Annotated in this window: 13 protein-coding genes and 3 rRNA genes; 3 read left to right on the top strand and 13 right to left on the bottom strand. The window is 63.8% G+C overall.

Features of this window, described 5'->3' with window-relative positions; translation table 11 throughout:
* Positions 1–12: 12 nt before the first annotated feature.
* From K8P10_RS02840 to K8P10_RS02810, 7 genes are read right to left on the bottom strand one after another with little or no spacing between them, the layout of a single operon-like run.
* A complete protein-coding gene (locus tag K8P10_RS02840; protein WP_224780290.1) occupies positions 13–1,296 on the bottom strand; it encodes an AI-2E family transporter in 1,284 nt (427 codons plus the stop codon).
* A gap of 25 nt (positions 1,297–1,321) precedes the next feature.
* On the bottom strand, positions 1,322–3,010 hold the full coding sequence (gene recN / locus K8P10_RS02835; protein WP_224780289.1) for a DNA repair protein RecN: 1,689 nt from the start codon (positions 3,008–3,010) through the stop codon (positions 1,322–1,324).
* Positions 3,003–3,935, bottom strand: a complete 933-nt coding sequence (locus K8P10_RS02830) for an NAD kinase (RefSeq protein WP_224780288.1) — start codon at positions 3,933–3,935, stop codon at positions 3,003–3,005. The genes recN and K8P10_RS02830 overlap by 8 nt, the downstream gene beginning before the upstream one ends.
* Positions 3,932–4,807, bottom strand: coding sequence for a TlyA family RNA methyltransferase (locus tag K8P10_RS02825; protein ID WP_224781205.1), 876 nt, complete (start codon positions 4,805–4,807; stop codon positions 3,932–3,934). Before K8P10_RS02825 ends, K8P10_RS02830 begins: the two co-directional genes overlap by 4 nt.
* On the bottom strand, positions 4,794–4,964 hold the full coding sequence (locus tag K8P10_RS02820; protein ID WP_224780287.1) for a hypothetical protein: 171 nt from the start codon (positions 4,962–4,964) through the stop codon (positions 4,794–4,796). The genes K8P10_RS02825 and K8P10_RS02820 overlap by 14 nt, the downstream gene beginning before the upstream one ends.
* A 29-nt stretch (positions 4,965–4,993) precedes the next feature.
* Positions 4,994–6,034: an HAD-IIA family hydrolase gene (locus K8P10_RS02815; protein ID WP_224780286.1), complete on the bottom strand. Its 1,041-nt coding sequence runs from the start codon at positions 6,032–6,034 to the stop codon at positions 4,994–4,996.
* Complete coding sequence (locus K8P10_RS02810) at positions 6,018–6,869, bottom strand: hypothetical protein (RefSeq protein WP_224780285.1); 852 nt, start codon at positions 6,867–6,869, stop codon at positions 6,018–6,020. Before K8P10_RS02810 ends, K8P10_RS02815 begins: the two co-directional genes overlap by 17 nt.
* 12 nt (positions 6,870–6,881) lie before the next feature.
* Between K8P10_RS02810 and K8P10_RS02805 the strand changes: the two genes are divergently transcribed.
* A complete protein-coding gene (locus K8P10_RS02805; RefSeq protein ID WP_224780284.1) occupies positions 6,882–7,604 on the top strand; it encodes a hypothetical protein in 723 nt (240 codons plus the stop codon).
* 144 nt (positions 7,605–7,748) lie between these two features.
* Here the strand turns inward: K8P10_RS02805 and rrf are convergent.
* The 6 genes from rrf to speB all read right to left on the bottom strand — a co-directional run bounded on the left by rrf (position 7,749) and on the right by speB (position 16,774).
* Positions 7,749–7,865: ribosomal RNA gene (gene rrf / locus K8P10_RS02800) — 5S ribosomal RNA — on the bottom strand.
* A gap of 151 nt (positions 7,866–8,016) precedes the next feature.
* Positions 8,017–11,130, bottom strand: a 23S ribosomal RNA gene (locus tag K8P10_RS02795).
* 473 nt (positions 11,131–11,603) lie between these two features.
* Positions 11,604–13,131 (bottom strand): 16S ribosomal RNA (locus tag K8P10_RS02790).
* Together the 16S, 23S and 5S rRNA genes form the textbook arrangement of a ribosomal RNA operon.
* 582 nt (positions 13,132–13,713) lie before the next feature.
* The gene (locus K8P10_RS02785) at positions 13,714–14,370 is read right to left on the bottom strand and encodes a cyclase family protein (RefSeq protein WP_224780283.1); all 657 of its coding nucleotides are present in this window, start codon (positions 14,368–14,370) and stop codon (positions 13,714–13,716) included.
* Positions 14,371–14,375: 5 nt separating this feature from the next.
* Positions 14,376–15,800: a cytosine permease gene (locus tag K8P10_RS02780; RefSeq protein ID WP_224780282.1), complete on the bottom strand. Its 1,425-nt coding sequence runs from the start codon at positions 15,798–15,800 to the stop codon at positions 14,376–14,378.
* Between the two features lie 26 nt (positions 15,801–15,826).
* On the bottom strand, positions 15,827–16,774 hold the full coding sequence (gene speB / locus K8P10_RS02775) for an agmatinase (protein WP_224780281.1): 948 nt from the start codon (positions 16,772–16,774) through the stop codon (positions 15,827–15,829).
* Between the two features lie 76 nt (positions 16,775–16,850).
* Between speB and K8P10_RS02770 the strand changes: the two genes are divergently transcribed.
* Positions 16,851–17,432: a helix-turn-helix domain-containing protein gene (locus tag K8P10_RS02770; RefSeq protein ID WP_224780280.1), complete on the top strand. Its 582-nt coding sequence runs from the start codon at positions 16,851–16,853 to the stop codon at positions 17,430–17,432.
* A gap of 31 nt (positions 17,433–17,463) precedes the next feature.
* Positions 17,464–18,531, top strand: a complete 1,068-nt coding sequence (locus K8P10_RS02765; protein WP_224780279.1) for an iron ABC transporter permease — start codon at positions 17,464–17,466, stop codon at positions 18,529–18,531.

Below are 18,531 nucleotides of genomic sequence, written 5' to 3'. Positions count from 1 at the left end.
GCTTCAATGCTATCACCGCAGTTCCTGACGCGGCACCCACACCTGTTTGACGATCATCAGGACCATCGCGGTGATCGGGATCGCGATGAGTGCGCCGAGCAGTCCGAGCAGCGTGCCGCCGGCGAGCGCCCCGATGACGACGAGCGCTCCAGGCACCGACATCACCCGGTTCATGATGCGCGGGGTAAGGAAGTATGCCTCGACCTGCATGTAGATCACGTAGTAGATCGCCGCAGTGATGGCTGCCGTCGGCGAGTCGATCAGCGCCACAAGGGTCACCAGCACCGTCGCCGCGACCGAGCCGATGAGCGGGATCAGTGCGAGCAGGAAAACCACGACCGCCACGAGGCCGGCGAACGGCACTCCGACGATGGTCATCATGATGAAGCCGAGCGTCGCGTTCAGCGTCGCGAGGATCACCATGCCGCTGACGTAACCGCCGACCGACTTCGTGACCTGCTCCGTGATGTCGATCACCTTGGCCCGCCCTGACCGGGGCACGAGCGAGTAGAAACCGCGCTTCATCTGTCGCAGCGACGCGAGGAAGTAGAGGGTCAGGATCAGGACGATGATCGCGGCCGTCACCCCGTTGGCGATGCCGAGCCCCGCCTGCCAGACGCCGCCGGCGACCTGCGCCCAGTTATCGGGATCGGTCAGGAGTCCCTGCCCCATGTCGAGCAGACCGTCGAAGTCGATGAACTGACCGAACCGCTGATTGACGTCCCTGAACCAGTCCTGCGCACTGATGTCGCCGACGAGGGTCGGAGCGCTCCGGATGAGGAGCGAAATCTGTCGCGCGATCATGGGGGCGACGAGGGCGATCACTCCGGCGATGATCACGATGAACCCGAGGAAGACGATCGCGATGCCGACCGGACGCTTCACACGCCGCCGCTCGAACCAGCTGACGACGGGGTTCAAGCCGAGCGCGATGAAGAGGGCGGCGACGACGTACATGATGACGGCGCTCAACTCCGCGACCATGCCGCCGACGAGGAGCGCGATCAGCACACCGAGCGTGATCGTGAATCCCAGCTGGAACGGATTCCGCACCCAGAACGGCCGTGCCGCGCGCTCGCTGGCCGCCTCGTCGGCCGCCTCCGCTGCGGCCTCCCGCGCATCGCGGTACATCGCACGCGTCTCGGTGTCCATCGACTCGACGTCGGCGTGAACGACCTCGGGGTGGGTATCGAGGTAGGCGGCGCGCTCAGCGGGCGTCGCCCGCCCGTCCGAGGGGATGCGCCCCTCCCCGCTCTCTCCGGATTCCCTCCGGAGCAGGCGCCGAATCCTCATCATGGTGCGAGCGTAGCACCGACATCGGCTATTCCGACGCGCCCAGCTCCAGCAGCTCGGCGGCGTGGTCGAGTGCGCTCTCCGACGTGCTGAGCCCGGACAGGAGCCGCGCCATCTCGGCGAGGCGATTCTCTCCAGCGAGCGCCGTGCAACTCGACTCCGTGAAGCCTCCCGCCGAGTCCTTCACGACCCTCAGGTGGTTGTTCGCGAACGCGGCGACCTGCGCCAGGTGGGTCACGACGATCACCTGCGAGCTCCGCGCGAGCCGCTGCAGACGGCGACCGATCTCGATGGCGGCGGCACCGCCGACGCCGGCGTCGACCTCGTCGAAGACGAACGTGGGCACCGGGTCCACCTGGGCGACGACGACCTCGAGGGCGAGCATCACCCGCGACAGTTCACCGCCCGACGCCGTCTTCGCCACGGGGCGCGGATCGGAGCCTGGGTGGGGCTGCAGCAGAAACCGCACTTCGTCTGCGCCCGAGGCGCCGAGGTCCGTCGACTCCACACCGACGGAGAATCGGGCGTCCGGAAGCGCGAGCTCGCGGAGTTCATTGGTGACGAGTTCCGACAGCGACGCCGCTGCCGCGGTGCGGAGCGCCGTCAACCGCTCCGCCAGGTCGTGTTCGCGCTCGGCGGCTGCGGCGACCTGCGCCGTCAACTGCTCGACGCGCTCATCGTCCCCCTCGAGTTCGGCGAGGCGCTGCGCGCCCTCCGCGGCATAAGCGATGACCGCCTCGGAGTCCGCGCCGTACAGGCGGAAGAGCCCTGTGAGCGCCGCGAGTCGCTCGTTCGCGCTCGCGAGTTCTCCCGGCCCCTCCTCATCGAGGTCGCTCGCGTATGCGGCCAGCTCGCGTGCGGCGTCGCCCAGTTGCATGGTCGCCTGGCGGAGCGTTTCGAGCACCGCTGCGAGCCTCGGGTCATGCGCCGAAACCCGCTCGAGTTCGCGTTCGGCCGTTCCGACGAGCGTCGCGGCGTCCTGGCTGAACGGGTCGTCCGAGTCGCTCGCGATGGCTTCGTGAGCCGTCGCCGTGGCGGCGCGCAGCTCCTCGACGTTCGTCAGCAACTCGATACGACGGGTGAGTTCATCCTCTTCCCCCGCCTGCGGGTCGACGGCCGAGATCTCCTCGACCTCGGCGCGCAGACGCGCCGCCTCCGCGGCGCGCTCGTCGCGCGCGGTCGTGATGGCCTCGGCCTCGGCGCTGAGCTCCCGCCGTTCGCGATGAGCCGTGCGGTATGCGGCGAGGACCTCGGCGAGCTCGGCTCCCCCGAAGCGGTCGAGGGTGTCGCGCTGGGCAGCCGTGCTCCTGAGTCGCAACTGCTCGGACTGGCCGTGCACCGCGAACAAGCGCTCGGCGAGTTTCGCCAGGCTGCCGACCGGTGCGTTGGTGCCGCCGACGTTCGCGCGACTCCGCCCCTCGGCGCTGACGGTGCGGGCGAGTACGAGCGCGCCCTCCTCGACGTCGCCGCCGAGATCCTCCACCAGGTCCGTCACTTCGGGGTCCGCCGTGTGCACGACCCCGCTGACCCGCGCCTGAGCGGCACCCGACCGCACGGCTCCCGCATCGCTCCGCTCGCCCATGAGCAGGCCCAGAGCGGTGACGACCATCGTCTTGCCCGCGCCGGTCTCACCCGTGATCGCGGTGAATCCCGGGCCCAGCGAGAGCGTCGTGTCGGCGATGACGCCGAGGTCGCGGATCCTGATCTCCTCAAGCATGCGGCACCCCCGGCTGCCTCCGCCATCCGGACACGGGAAGGTGGAACTTGCGCACGAGCCTGTCGGTGAAGACCGCCTCGTTCAAGCGCGCCAACCGCACAGAGCGCGGCGACCGACGCACCTCGATCGTGCTGCCTGCCGGGAGCTCGGTGCGGCGGCGTCCGTCGCACCACAGCACCCCTGGCCCGATGTTCTCGGGAAGGATGCGCACGCGGAGCGTCGAATCGGTGCCCACGACGATGGGCCGGTCGAAGAGCGTGTGCGCAGCGATCGGAACGAGCACCATCGCCTGCACGCCTGGCCAGACGACTGGCCCGCCTGCCGAGAAGGCGTACGCGGTCGACCCGGTCGGCGTCGCGATGACGACGCCGTCGCAGGCGAACGAAGAAAGAGCTCGGCCGTCGACGCCGATCACGACCTCGAGCATGCGGCGACGCTTCTCGACGCTCGCTTCGTTCAGTGCCCAGGTGTCGGCGATGACCTCGTCGCCGAGTGTCGCCCGCACGTCGAGCGTGACGCGCTCCTCGACGGTGTAGGTGCGCGCGAGGACCAACTCGATCGTCGTCTGCAGGTCGGTGCGCTCCGCTTCGGCGAGGAACCCGACATGGCCCAGGTTCACCCCGACGATCGGGCACTCGGAACCGCGGAGCACTTCCGCGGCCCGCAGGATCGTCCCGTCGCCGCCGAGCACGATCGCGATCTCGAGGTCGGATACCGCGCAGTCGACGCCGAGCTCCTCCGTGAGCGCGATGTCCAGGTGGGGGGCGTATTCACTGCGGTCCGGCTCGGTGAACACGGGTGTCACGCCCGCATCGCGGAGCGCCGTCACCGCTTCGACGGTGGCCGCGATCGCTTCGGGCCTCGCCGTGTGCGAGACGACCAGGATCCGGCGCTCGCCGGCGCGCTCGACATCTGTGCCGTTCATCGCTGATCCGTCCCCCCTGTGCTCGCGTCCGTCAAGCCTGCGGCGAGTGCTGTCACGCGCCCCTCCCATTGTGTCGGATCGCCCTCGGGATCGCGCACGAAATGCGCGAGGTATTCGATGTTCCCCTGTCCGCCGGTGATCGGGGACACATCCAGGTGCGCGAGCCCGAAGCCGTGGTCGGCCGCTGCGGCCAGCACGGTGCGGAGCGCCTCGGCTCGCCGCGACGGGTCGACGACGATCCCGTCCCTGATGCCGGTGCGGCCCACCTCGAACTGGGGTTTCACGAGCAGCACCAAGTCGGCGTCTGGGCCGGCGACATCGGCGATCGCCGGCAGGACGAGTGTGAGCGAGATGAAGGACAGGTCGGCGACGACGAGCGCCGGTGGCCGCAGCTCTCCCGTCGCCTCGGCGAGTGCAGCTGCGGTCAGGGTCCTGGCGTTGCACCCCTCGACGAGCCGCACGCGCGGGTCGGCGCGCAGGGAAGGAACCATCTGGTCGTGACCGACGTCGATGGCGAGCACCGGTTCCGCTCCGCCTTCGAGCAGCACCTGGGTGAATCCGCCGGTCGACGCACCGAGATCGAGGGCGACGCGGCCGGCCGTCGCAACGTTGAAACGCTCGATAGCGGCGACGAGCTTGTGCGCGGCGCGGCTGACGAACCGGTCCCCCGCAACCGTGATCCGGGAGCCCGTCGCGAGCCGAAGGCCCGCCTTCCACACGACCGATCCGCCCACGGCGACCGCTCCCGCTGCGATCAGCTCGGCCGCCTGGCTCCGGGAGCGCGCCAGTCCGAGCTGGGCCAGGGCACGGTCGAGCCTCACGGCGTCGCCGGACCACTCTCCCGAGCGGACCTCGACCTCAGCCGCGTTCAGTCTGGCCACCTTCGCGGTCGCTCCGCTCCAGATCGGCGAGCAGTTCGTCGTGGACCTGTTGGTACCGCGCTGCGCGCTCCTCGAGCGGCTGGGACTCGATCAGCTCGACGCGGTCGAGCAGTCCGTCCGCGACGCCTTCCGCCTCGTGCTCACTCATGCCTCCAGCGTACTCGCGTCCACCGACGATCAGGCCCAGTGATCCTCGTAGAGGATCTCGGGAACCTGGAGACCGTAGATCGCGAGACCCGAGTTCCAGATCGCGGCGCAGCCGGCACGCAGCAGATTGATCGCGGAGTCGCCTTCCTCCACGACCCGTGCGACGTGTCCGTCCATCCGCACGCGCGCCGTGCCGACCTGCGCGGTGCCATCCTTCAGGATCGTCGTCTCCGGGTACGGCTCATGCAGTCCGGCGAGCGTCGGCACGATGAAGTCTGGCCGCATGTCCTTCGACGCCGCGATGAGCTGCTTCGGGCGGTCGACGCCCGTGAGCACGTGGAGCGACGGGATCCCAGCCGCCACCGCGCCCTTGATGTCGGTGTCGAGCCGGTCGCCGACCATGAGCGCGTTCCGGGTGCCGAACCGCCTGAACGCCGTCTCGAAGATAGCGGGTTCCGGCTTCCCCGCGAAGACGGGCAAGCGCTGCACCGCCGTGTGCACCGCCGACACGAGGGTACCGTTGCCAGGGGCGAGGCCGCGGGCAACCGGAATCGTCCAGTCGGTGTTCGTCGCGATCCACGGCAGTGGTGGGCGGCCCGGCTGCTCGGCGAGCGCGAACGATGCCTCCGCGAGGTGTTCCCACCCGACGTGCGGGGCGAAGCCCTGCAGCACCGCATCGGGCGCATCGTCAGCGCTCCGGGTGGTCTCGAATCCGCTCTTCGCGAGTTCGTCGACGATCCCATCGCCGCCCACGACGAGGATCCGGGCACCCGGTTCCACGGTCTCCCTGAGCAATTCCACCGCGGCCTGAGGCGACGTCACGACATCGTCAGCGCTCGTATCGAGCCCGAGATCGCGCAGATGCTCTGCGACGGCGATGTCGGTTCGCGAGGCGTTGTTGGTGATGTACCCGAGCCGCACGGATCCGGTCGCCCGGTTGAGTTCGTCCACAGCGCCGGGGATCGCTCCCGGCCCGCGGTACACGACGCCGTCGAGGTCCGCGAGAAGCAGCTCGCGATCCGCGAGGGGTGCCGGGCCGACAGGCGAAGCGCGCTTACCGAACAGTGCCATCTTCGCGCTCCTCAGCGGCGGTCGACTCCACGGCGTGCGGCCCCTCAACAGCGGGCGGCTCATCGGACGACTCGGCCATCGGGTCTGAGCCCGACTCGGCTTCTGACTCGGATTCCGGTCCCGTTGCCTCGACTCGTGGCGGATCGATCTCTTCGATCTCGAGCACCTCGAACAGGTCGTGGGCACCGTAGTGTTCTTGAAGCGCGTCAGCGGCTCGCTCTGCTCGCTGGAACCAAGTCTTCGACTCGGCATCGCGACCAAGGTCCTCCAACACCGTCGCATAGGCGGCGAACAGGTCGGGGCTCCACGAGTACGCCCGGTCCGGATTGAGCTCATCGATCTCGAGTTCGAAGAGCGCCTGCTGCGTCTGCCCCAGATCGAGTCGCGCACCTGACATCGCGATCGCGACCTGTACGCGTTCTTCACGATCCAGCTGCCGGGGGTCGGCCTCAGCACCGGTTTCGATCGCCTTCTGCGGTCGCCCCAGGCCCCGTTCGCAATCGATCATGAGCGCCACGTGCGCGTTCGACCCGGTGAGACGGCGGTAGGTGCGAAGCTCTCGGAGTGCGAGTGCGTAGTCACCGGTCCGGTATGCCGTCACCGCGAGCGTCTCGCGTGCGACCGGGATGCGGCCCGCACGCCGGCTCGCCGAGATCGCGTGCTGGTGTGCCAGTTCAGGATCGTCGTCGATCAGCGCCGCGACCATCGCGAGGTGCCGCGAGACGATTTCCTGGACGTCGGCCTGCAACGTCTTGAGCTCGTTGCGAGCTGCGGGGTGAAGGTCGTTCGGCTGAACAGAGTTCGGGATCGCCGGGTCCTTGTGCTCGCTCCGCACCGGGCGGAGCTCGTGCTGAAGCCGTTCCGCCTCTGTGAAGGTCCGGCCGCGTCCGCCGCGATCGCTGCGACCCCCGCCACGGGTGCCGCCCCGGCCACGGTCATTCGCACGGTCGTCCCGGCGCTGCGGACGGTCATCATTCCGGCGGTACCCGCCATCACGCTGAGGACGATCATCGTTGCGGCGGTAGCCACCGTCTCGCTGCGGACGATCCCCATTCCCGCGGTACCCGCCATCACGCTGAGGACGATCATCGTTCCGGCGGTAGCCACCCTCACGCTGAGGACGATCATCATTGCGACGGTAACCGCCATCACGCTGCGGGCGATCACCATTCCCGCGGTACCCGCCATCACGCTGAGGACGATCATCGTTCCGGCGGTAGCCACCATCGCGCTGCGGACGATCCCCATCACGACGCGGACGATCATCATTGCGACGGTAACCACCATCACGCTGCGGACGATCGTCATTGCGACGGTAACCACCATCACGCTGAGGACGATCCCCATTCCGACGGTAACCACCATCCCGCTGCGGACGATCATCATTCCGACGGTACCCACCATCGCGCTGCGGACGATCGTCATTCCGACGGTACCCACCATCGCGCTGCGGACGATCCCCATTCCGACGGTGACCGCCGCTCCGCTCCCCGCCACGGCCCCGATCGTTGCGGCCGCGATCATCACGATCTCCGCGTCGAGGACGGTCGGTGCGCCCGTCGTCTGCTGAACGGTCGTCCATGGGGTGCCTCCTCGGCGATTGCGGCGCGTACTGCGCGGAGCTCTATGAAAGTTGCTGAAAATAAAAGAAGGGCCGTGCGGGATCCTGGACCGTCTCTGGTACCAGTATCCTGCACGACCCTTCGGTGAAGAGGTCCGGCGGTGTCCTACTCTCCCACACCCTCCCGAGTGCAGTACCATCGGCGCTGTCAGCCTTAGCTTCCGGGTTCGGAATGTAACCGGGCGTTTCCCTGACGCTATAACCACCGTAACACTATCGACACAACCCACACCCACACCCCTAACCGGGATATGCGGGCATGTGGTCATACATCGAGAACCACAAAGTAGACGCGAACACCATCAAGGCTTCATCATTACGCTGATCACTCTTCCCCAGCTCTTGATCCAGGGAACAAAGTGTTATCAAGTCATCGGCTTATTAGTACCAGTCAGCTCCACACATTACTATGCTTCCACATCTGGCCTATCAACCCCATCATCTGTAGGGAGCCTCACACGCCCGAAGGCGCAAGGAAATCTCATCTCGAGGCCGGCTTCCCGCTTAGATGCTTTCAGCGGTTATCCATCCCGAACGTAGCCAACCAGCCATGCCCTTGGCAGAACAACTGGCACACCAGAGGTCCGTCCAACCCGGTCCTCTCGTACTAGGGTCAGATCCTCTCAAATTTCCAACGCGCGCAGAGGATAGGGACCGAACTGTCTCACGACGTTCTAAACCCAGCTCGCGTACCGCTTTAATGGGCGAACAGCCCAACCCTTGGGACCAACTCCAGCCCCAGGATGCGACGAGCCGACATCGAGGTGCCAAACCATGCCGTCGATATGGACTCTTGGGCAAGATCAGCCTGTTATCCCCGAGGTACCTTTTATCCGTTGAGCGACAGCGCTTCCACAAGCCACTGCCGGATCACTAGTCCCGACTTTCGTCCCTGCTTGACCCGTCAGTCTCACAGTCAAGCTCCCTTGTGCACTTACACTCGCCACCTGATTACCAACCAGGTTGAGGGAACCTTTGGGCGCCTCCGTTACATTTTGGGAGGCAACCGCCCCAGTTAAACTACCCACCAGGCACTGTCCCAGAACCCGATCAGGGTCCGTAGTTAGATATCCAATATGACCAGAGTGGTATTTCAACAACGACTCCACCAACACTAGCGTGTCAGCTTCACAGTCTCCCACCTATCCTACACAAGCCACACCGAACACCAATACCAAGCTGTAGTAAAGGTCACGGGGTCTTTCCGTCCTTCTGCGCGTAACGAGCATCTTTACTCGTAGTGCAATTTCGCCGAGTTCACGGTGGAGACAGCTGGGAAGTCGTTACGCCATTCGTGCAGGTCGGAACTTACCCGACAAGGAATTTCGCTACCTTAGGATGGTTATAGTTACCACCGCCGTTTACTGGGGCTTAAATTCACAGCTTCGATCCCGAAAGATCTAACCGCTCCTCGTAACCTTCCAGCACCGGGCAGGCGTCAGTCCGTATACATCCACTTGCGTGTTCGCACGGACCTGTGTTTTTAGTAAACAGTCGCTTCCCACTGGTCTCTGCGGCCACCACACCCTTTCGGAGTAAATCCTAATAAGTGGATGGCCCCCCTTCTCCCGAAGTTACGGGGGCATTTTGCCGAGTTCCTTCACCGTGATTATCTCGATCTCCTTAGTATTCTCTACCTGACCACCTGAGTCGGTTTGGGGTACGGGCAACCGTAAACCTCGCGTCGATGCTTTTCTCGGCAGCATAGGATCACTGACTTCCCCTTTACGGGTCCCCATCACATCTCACCCAAAGCCCCCAAATATTACTCGGGGACGGGCTACATGCTTAGCCCGGGACAACCATCGCCCGGGACCAGCTACCTTCCTGCGTCACACCTGTTAATACGCTCACCACCCCAGTTCGGGTTCACAGCCGCACACCACACATCACCCGAAGGATCCGTGTAACGCTTGGTTTGTTTAGCACTACTGGTTAGGTCTTTGACGGTTTACAGCCGGTACGGGAATATCAACCCGTTGTCCATCGACTACGCCTGTCGGCCTCGCCTTAGGTCCCGACTTACCCAGGGCAGATTAGCTTGACCCTGGAACCCTTGGTCTTCCGGAGGACGGGTTTCTCACCCGTCTTTCGCTACTCATGCCTGCATTCTCACTCGTGTAGCATCCACGGCTGGATCACTCCGCCGCTTCACTCGCCACACGACGCTCTCCTACCCATCCAACGGACTGAACCACGAAGGCTTGTCTATACGTTAAATGCCACAGTTTCGGTGGCGTGCTTGAGCCCCGTTACATTGTCGGCGCGGAATCACTTGACCAGTGAGCTATTACGCACTCTTTCAAGGGTGGCTGCTTCTAAGCCAACCTCCTGGTTGTCACAGCAACTCCACATCCTTTACCACTTAGCACGCGCTTTGGGACCTTAACTGGTGATCTGGGTTGTTTCCCTCTCGACTATGAAGCTTATCCCCCACAGTCTCACTGCTGCGCTCTCACTTACCGGCATTCGGAGTTTAGCTGACGTCAGTAACCTTGTAGGGCCCATCGGCCATCCAGTAGCTCTACCTCCGGCAAGAAACACACAACGCTGCACCTAAATGCATTTCGGAGAGAACCAGCTATCACGAAGTTTGATTGGCCTTTCACCCCTATCCACAGCTCATCCCCTCAGTTTTCAACCTAAGTGGGTTCGGTCCTCCACGACGTCTTACCGACGCTTCAACCTGGCCATGGATAGATCACTTCGCTTCGGGTCTAGGACACGCGACTGAATCGCCCTATTCAGACTCGCTTTCGCTCCGGCTCCCCCTCACGGGTTAACCTCGCCACGTATCGCTAACTCGCAGGCTCATTCTTCAAAAGGCACGCCGTCACACCAACAAGGATGCTCCGACGGTTTGTAAGCAAACGGTTTCAGGTACTATTTCACTCCCCTCCCGGGGTACTTTTCACCTTTCCCTCACGGTACTTGTCCGCTATCGGTCATCTGGGAGTATTTAGGCTTATCAGGTGGTCCTGACAGATTCACACGGGATTTCTCGGGCCCCGTGCTACTTGGGATACACACCACGCGGCCACACCATTTCGGATACGGGACTCTCACCCACTCCGGCCGCCCATTCCAAGGCGTTCTCCTATAGCATGACGCTCACGTTGGAGGCTCAGCAGCGCCCCCAGGCATGTCCCACAACCCCGCGCATGCAACCCCTGCCAGGTATCACACATGCACGGTTTAGCCTGATCCGGTTTCGCTCGCCACTACTCCCGGAATCACTATTGTTTTCTCTTCCTGTGGGTACTGAGATGTTTCACTTCCCCACGTTCCCTCACCCCGCCCTATATATTCAGGCGGGAGTCACCAGCTCCCATAAAGGGGCTGGCGGGGTTTCCCCATTCGGAAATCCTCGGATCACGGCTCGTTTATCAACTCCCCGAGGCTTATCGCAGATTACGACGTCCTTCTTCGGCTCCAGATGCCTAGGCATTCACCGTTTGCTCGTAGCAACTTGAAATCACATAAGTAATCAGAAACACACACCCGAAAGTGTGTGAAACCAATGAATAAAGAATTTTCGCGAATCACACCCACAACCCCGCAAAAGGTCATGCATGCTTAACGATTCGCGAAGATGCTCGCGTCCACTGTGTAGTTCTCAACGTACAACCGGTACCACCCCCACGAACAACACGTTCCGTGAGCGCGGCCCGAAGACCAACACCCCCAACCAGCACCACCACCGAAGCGATGATCCCAGCAAGAGGGCCTGGGCCTTCAGGACCCAATAGTATGCACTCGTGAAACTTTCACTCACACACCCACACGTTCCGACCAGACCCCGCAAAACGAGGCAGATGTACTAGCACAGGCGAGCAAATCAAAGCTTGCTTTGTCAAATGTTCCACCCATGAGCACTCAGCACCACACATTCGGTGATGATCTGAGCTTTTCTCTGCGCAACCACAAGGGCTGCGAGTTGCTCCTTAGAAAGGAGGTGATCCAGCCGCACCTTCCGGTACGGCTACCTTGTTACGACTTAGTCCTAATCACCAGTCCCACCTTCGACGGCTCCCTCCACAAGGGTTAGGCCACCGGCTTCGGGTGTTACCGACTTTCATGACTTGACGGGCGGTGTGTACAAGGCCCGGGAACGTATTCACCGCAGCGTTGCTGATCTGCGATTACTAGCGACTCCGACTTCATGGGGTCGAGTTGCAGACCCCAATCCGAACTGAGACCGGCTTTTTGGGATTCGCTCCACCTCGCGGTATCGCAGCCCATTGTACCGGCCATTGTAGCATGCGTGAAGCCCAAGACATAAGGGGCATGATGATTTGACGTCATCCCCACCTTCCTCCGTGTTGACCACGGCAGTATCCCATGAGTTCCCACCATTACGTGCTGGCAACATAGGACGAGGGTTGCGCTCGTTGCCGGACTTAACCGAACATCTCACGACACGAGCTGACGACAACCATGCACCACCTGTATAGAAGTGTCCAAAGAGTGAATCATTTCTGACCCGTTCTTCTATATGTCAAGCCTTGGTAAGGTTCTTCGCGTTGCATCGAATTAATCCGCATGCTCCGCCGCTTGTGCGGGCCCCCGTCAATTCCTTTGAGTTTTAGCCTTGCGGCCGTACTCCCCAGGCGGGGAACTTAATGCGTTAGCTACGACACAGAACCCGTGGAACAGGCCCTACATCTAGTTCCCAACGTTTACGGCATGGACTACCAGGGTATCTAATCCTGTTCGCTCCCCATGCTTTCGCTCCTCAGCGTCAGTTACGGCCCAGAGATCTGCCTTCGCCATCGGTGTTCCTCCTGATATCTGCGCATTCCACCGCTACACCAGGAATTCCAATCTCCCCTACCGCACTCTAGCTTGCCCGTACCCACTGCAGGCCCGAGGTTGAGCCTCGGGTTTTCACAGCAGACGCGACAAGCCGCCTACGAGCTCTTTACGCCCAATAATTCCGGACAACGCTTGCACCCTACGTATTACCGCGGCTGCTGGCACGTAGTTAGCCGGTGCTTTTTCTGCAGGTACCGTCACCCGAAGGCTTCTTCCCTACTAAAAGAGGTTTACAACCCGAAGGCCGTCATCCCTCACGCGGCGTTGCTGCATCAGGCTTGCGCCCATTGTGCAATATTCCCCACTGCTGCCTCCCGTAGGAGTCTGGGCCGTGTCTCAGTCCCAGTGTGGCCGGTCACCCTCTCAGGCCGGCTACCCGTCGTCGCCTTGGTGAGCCATTACCTCACCAACAAGCTGATAGGCCGCGAGTCCATCCATCACCGAACCAGTCTTTCCAGCAACTGACCATGCGGTCGCTGCTCGTATCCAGTATTAGACGCCGTTTCCAGCGCTTATCCCAGAGTGATGGGCAGGTTACTCACGTGTTACTCACCCGTTCGCCACTCATCCACCCCAGCAAGCTGGGGCTTCAGCGTTCGACTTGCATGTGTTAAGCACGCCGCCAGCGTTCGTCCTGAGCCAGGATCAAACTCTCCGTAAAAAACTGATGCAACCCCTCCAGCGGAATAAGCCAGAAGAACTGCGAGTTTGACCTGACAAACAGAAACCAATCAAAACTGACGATTTCAATAATTTGTCCAAAAAAGGAATCACCAACACCAACCAAAAATGATCGATGCCGGGGATAATAAATTGGCATTTGACAATCAAGTGCACACTATTGAGTTCTCAAGGACCAGACACCCACCGTAACCCCTCACCAGGGCCTCCGATAGGCAACTTGTCAAGCTTACCAGACTCTCTCACTCACCGCAAACCGTGATTCGCAGCTCATACAACACCAATCCGAAGACCGGCAGGCCGATATTCCCTCACCCCCGAAGCGGTGAAGCTCTCGACCCAGAGAGCAGAAGCGGATCTCCACGATACCCCACCGCACCACAACACACAAGTCATGATCCGAGCAGTACCCGAAGGCTCCTCCCGCGATTCCGAGTGACTCACTTCCGTGTCTCACTCCGTCTCGCTGACAAGGGAATACATTACGCGGGCCCGGCCCCCACCAGCAAACACACCCCGTATGCCGGGCGTGTCTCCGCATCATTCCGCGGAAGTGGCCGAATCAGGCCGCCTCGGACCCCTCGGCGAAACGAGCCACTGCGCGCACCGGAGACCCGTCGATTGCCCGGATTTTGAGTGGAAGCAACGAGATCTCGACAGATCCCGGGAGTGTCGTAAGCCCGGTGAGGTTCTCGACGATGACGCCGTCGCCCCCGAGCCAGTGCTGATGCACGTCCATGGAGAGTGAGTTCGTCCCAGCGGTCCGATCAGGGCTCAACATGTCGACGCCGAGGACTCGGGCGCCCCGGTCCCAGAGCTTGTGAACGAGTTCCATCGAGAGCGACGGATGCGCTTCCACGAGTGACGATCCGAAGTGGCGGTCCCACCCCGTCGCGATGCAGACGATCGTCGGGAGCTGTGCGGGTACTCCCCCCGCGATGTCGTCGCAGCTGATCGAGACCCCTGCCGCCACGGAGGCTTGCAGGATTGCCGCCTCGCCCCACAGCATGTCGAGAGGAATCTCATCGACGGTTCGCCCACCCGGGATCGAGTGCGCAGGTGCGTCGAGGTGCGTGCCGGTGTGCGATCCCATGTCGAGCCGCGCGACGGCTACGCCATCTCGGTCGATCGTCAGCGCGGTATCGATGCCGACCTCCGGGTCACCCGGGTAGACCGGCATCCCGGCGGCGATGGGCAGGCTGAGATCGACGGTGCGCATGTTCGCTACTCCTCGAGTCTCAGTGCCGCGGTCTCGTCGGCTCCGTCGAGCAGGTGGCCGGTCGGCGCCCCGTCTCGCGGATCCCGCAAGCCGAGCCTCCGTACACGTGCGAACCCGATCATCAGCACCAGGTAGAGACCGAAGCTCACGGCGAAGGCCGGGATGTTCGCGCCGATCGGGCTGGGTGCTACGTAGGCGAGCACGTACGAGAGCGCCGCACCCACGATCCAGACGACGACGGCGACCCAGTTGATACCTCCCAGGTACCAGTAGCGGCTTTCACGCCGCTCGTGGAGAATCTGGCGCGAGTATCCGCGGCGCTTCAGCACGTAGTAGTCGGCGATCATGATCGCGAACACGGGCACGAAGAACGCGCTGATGATGAAGAGGAAGTCGGTGAACTGGTCGAGCAGCCCGAGGAACGTCGATCCGATGATCGAGATGACGCCGAGCACGATCGCGGTGGGCAGGAACCTCAGATGCCAGCGGGACTGCGCGTTCACGACCGAGGTCACCATGCCGAAGACCACCATCGTGTTCGTCGCCATGACCGAGAGGAAGATGGCGACGCCCAACGCCCATCCGAACTCGCCGACGATGACTGACGGATCGAACGCCACAGCGTCGTCGCCGCGCAAGAGCACGGTGCTGAAGGCGACGAGGCCGAGGAACATCGCGATCGAAGTGGAGAGCGTGTACCCGACGCCGGCTCCGACCGCGCCGGCGAAGCTGCTCCGGGCGTGACGGTTCATGTCGGCTGAGAGCACCGTCCACGAGATCGCGGTCGCGATCACCATGTCGAGGGTGACGAACGCGGATCCGTCGAGGGCCGGGTCCACCGGGATCGACGCGAACTCTCCCAGGCTGAAAGCCCCGAACGCCGATGCGAAGACGAAACCCATCACCACCAGGATCAGCACGGCGAGCCACGGTTCGACTCTCGAAATGCCGGTGTGCCCGAAGATTGCCAGCACCACGACGATGCCCTGGCACAGCGCCGAGAAGAGAATCGGGTTCGAGAATCCGGTGACCGAGGAGACGAGGGCGTTGACCGTCACTCCGGCGAGCATGGCCTGCACCCAGCTCCACCCCATCAGCACCACGAGGTTCGCGGCCGCGGGGAGCACGCTTCCCCTGATGCCGAACGATCCCCGAGTGAGCGCCATGGTGGGCAGACCCGTTCTGGTCCCCATGGTGCCGACGAGGACGAGCACGACGACTCCGATGAGGGTGCCCACCACGATCATGGAGGTGGCGATCCCGAAGCTCACACCCGGAACGAACAGCGTTCCGGTGAGGAGCGTCGTCACGACGAGGTTCGCGGCCAGCCAGATCATGCCGATCCGAAACGGACCCTGGGTGCCGCGGACCGGGCCGGCCGACCCTTCTGCGCCGTCGAGGTTGACCGCCATCGTCTCCGGACTCGTCATACTCGGTGTCCTCCGTTCCGGATCGATCAGGCCCGCGCCGCCATGGCGCTCACGAGCTCGTAGACGACGTGGCTCGCGGCGACGGCCGTGATCTGGGCGTGGTCGTAGGCCGGGGCGACTTCGACGACATCCGCGCCGACGATGTTGAGGTCGGCCAGCCCTCGGATGAGGCGGAGCATCTCGCGACTGGTGAGCCCGCCGGCCTCGGGGGTGCCGGTGCCAGGGGCATGCGCGGGGTCGAGCACATCGATGTCGATCGAGATGTACAGCGGCTTATCGCCCACTCGGTCGCGGATCCGCTGCAGCGCAGCGGGAACCCCTTCCTCCTCGATGAACTCGCTCGTCACGATCTGGAAGCCGAGTCGCACATCGTCCTCGAGGTCGCTCTTGCCGTAGAGCGGACCGCGGGTCCCGCCGTGCATGCTGGCGGTGAGATCGATGAGCCCCTCTTCCGAGGCCCGGCGGAACGGTGTGCCGTGCGTGGTCGGCGCACCGAAGTAGGTGTCCCAGGTGTCGAGGTGGGCGTCGAAGTGGAGGACGGCGACCGGGCCGTGCTTCTTGTTGATGGCGCGGAGCAGCGGCAGCGCGATCGTGTGGTCGCCACCGATGGTGACGATCTTGTCGACCCGTTCGCCGAGCTCGGTCGCGGCGGTGTCGACCTGCTGCACCGCTTCGTCGAGATTGAAGGGGTTGGCGACGATGTCACCCGCGTCGACGACCTGCTTGCTCGCGAACGGCGAGACGTCTTGCGCCGGGTTGTACGGGCGAAGGAGTCGCGAGGCGTCGCGTACGTGGTTGGGGCCGAACCGCGCACCTGGGCGGTAGCTCACTCCCGTGTCGAATGGCACACCGACGATGGCGATGTCGGCTTCCGGCACGTCCTCGATGCGGGGCAGCTTTGCAAAGGTCGCGAGGCCGGCGTACCGGGGTGTCTGGCTGGCGTCGACGGGACCCTGGGGGGTGTGAGCGGACACGTGTCCCTTCCCTTCAAGTTGTCATATAGTAAACAGAAGAACTCTGTAGGTGAACAGTCTCATGATAGGGATCTCGATGCGTCCAGTCCACCCCGCTGCCGAACATCAGCCGATCAGGATCGGCGCGCGTCTGCGCGCTTCCCGCTTGGCCCAGGGACTCACCCTCGAACAGCTCGCTCAGGCCACCCAGGTCACCAAGGGGTTTCTGAGCCGAGTCGAACGGGACGACACTCAGCCGAGCCTCTCCTCGCTCGTGCAGATCTGCCAGGCCCTCTCGCTTCCCGTCGGCAGCCTCTTCGAAGCCTCGGATGTACAGCGGATCCCCCTCGAGGGGGCGCCGCGCATCAACATGGGTGGCCGCGGAGCGGACGAACGCCTCGTCACCCCGCGGAGCGAGGAGCGTCTGCAGGTCATCCACTCGACGCTCGCGCCGGACGCGGACGGAGGCGATGAGCTCTACACCGTCAACTGCAGCGTCGAGGTGCTGCACCTCATCTCGGGTGAGCTGACCGTCGTATTCAACGATCGCATCGAGGAGCTCGGCGCGGGGGACACGCTGACGTTCCCGGGCAATACTCCCCACAATTGGCGGGCGGGATCGGGCGGTGCAACGGTAACGTGGGTTCTCGTCCCGGCCGCGTGGAGCGGTGCGAGTTGAGTCCGGCTTCCACCGGAGGGAAGAGACGATCATGAGCGCGGAGGTGCTGGGCCTCACCGCCATCCGGCGCCGGGCATTCGTCTGGATCCTCGCGCTCGTCGCGGTGCTCGCGCTGTCGCTGGCCGCTGGCATCATGATCGGATCGGTGCCGATCGCCCCCGCTGACACCTTCGAGGCGCTGAGGACGCGGATCAGCGGCGCCGACACTGCGGACCCATCGACTGCAGCCATCGTCTGGGATGTCCGCGGACCCCGGGTCGTCTTGGGCGCCTGCGTCGGCGCCGGTCTCGCGGTCTGCGGCATGGCGCTGCAGGGCATGGTGCGAAACGTGCTCGCCGATCCCTATCTGCTCGGCATCAACTCGGGAGCGTCGACCGGCGCGGCAGCCGCGATCCTGCTCGGGGTCGGCACGGGGGTTGCTCTCGACTTCGGCGAGCACGCGCTGCAGGCGAGTGCGTTCATCGGTGCGCTGCTGGCGTCGCTGCTGGTGTACGGCGTAGCGCGATCCGGGGGTCGCGTGACCGGTGTGCGGCTCCTGCTCGCAGGGGTCGCGGTCGGGTACGGTCTCACCGCCGTCACGAGTTTCCTGATCTTCGCATCCGGATCGCCCGAGGGGTCGCGATCCGTCATGTTCTGGCTGCTCGGTTCGCTCGCCCTCGCGGGCTGGGGCACGCCCTTGGCCGTGGTCGCCGTCGTCGTGCTGATCACCGTCGCGGTGCTCACGATCTCCGGCCATCGGCTGGACGCACTCGTCACCGGCGACGAGACGGCTCGCTCGCTCGGGGTGCACCCCGAGCGCGTGCGGAGCGCGCTCCTCGTGCTCGTCTCGCTCTGCATCGGCTGCGCTGTCGCCGCCGCCGGCTCCATCGGTTTCGTCGGTCTCGTCGTGCCGCATCTCGCTCGGCGCGCCGTCGGTGCCGTGCACGTCCGCGCGATCCCCGTCGCGGCCCTCATGGGGGCGATCCTGCTGGTGTGGGCCGATATCGCGTCGCGCACGCTACTGGCCCCGCAGGAGATCCCTATCGGCATCCTCACCGCCGTCGTGGGCACGCCCCTCCTCCTCCTCCTCATCCGTCGGCTGCACGCAGCCTCCGCCTGA

It is taken from the genome of Leucobacter sp. Psy1 (genome assembly GCF_020096995.1).
Lineage (GTDB): Bacteria > Actinomycetota > Actinomycetes > Actinomycetales > Microbacteriaceae > Leucobacter.
The sequence above is the reverse complement of the archived record's forward strand: the minus strand, read 5'-3'. Positions and strand labels throughout refer to the sequence as shown.

What these genes read in the sequence shown, in the direction of transcription:
- K8P10_RS02840 (WP_224780290.1), bottom strand. Translation starts at nt 1,296, where the DNA reads ATGATGAGGATTCGGCGCCTGCTCCGGAGGGAATCCGGAGAGAGCGGG.
- recN (WP_224780289.1), bottom strand. Translation starts at nt 3,010, where the DNA reads ATGCTTGAGGAGATCAGGATCCGCGACCTCGGCGTCATCGCCGACACG.
- K8P10_RS02830 (WP_224780288.1), bottom strand. Translation starts at nt 3,935, where the DNA reads ATGAACGGCACAGATGTCGAGCGCGCCGGCGAGCGCCGGATCCTGGTC.
- K8P10_RS02820 (WP_224780287.1), bottom strand. Translation starts at nt 4,964, where the DNA reads ATGAGTGAGCACGAGGCGGAAGGCGTCGCGGACGGACTGCTCGACCGC.
- K8P10_RS02815 (WP_224780286.1), bottom strand. Translation starts at nt 6,034, where the DNA reads ATGGCACTGTTCGGTAAGCGCGCTTCGCCTGTCGGCCCGGCACCCCTC.
- K8P10_RS02785 (WP_224780283.1), bottom strand. Translation starts at nt 14,370, where the DNA reads ATGCGCACCGTCGATCTCAGCCTGCCCATCGCCGCCGGGATGCCGGTC.
- K8P10_RS02780 (WP_224780282.1), bottom strand. Translation starts at nt 15,800, where the DNA reads ATGACGAGTCCGGAGACGATGGCGGTCAACCTCGACGGCGCAGAAGGG.
- K8P10_RS02770 (WP_224780280.1), top strand. Translation starts at nt 16,851, where the DNA reads ATGCGTCCAGTCCACCCCGCTGCCGAACATCAGCCGATCAGGATCGGC.
- K8P10_RS02765 (WP_224780279.1), top strand. Translation starts at nt 17,464, where the DNA reads ATGAGCGCGGAGGTGCTGGGCCTCACCGCCATCCGGCGCCGGGCATTC.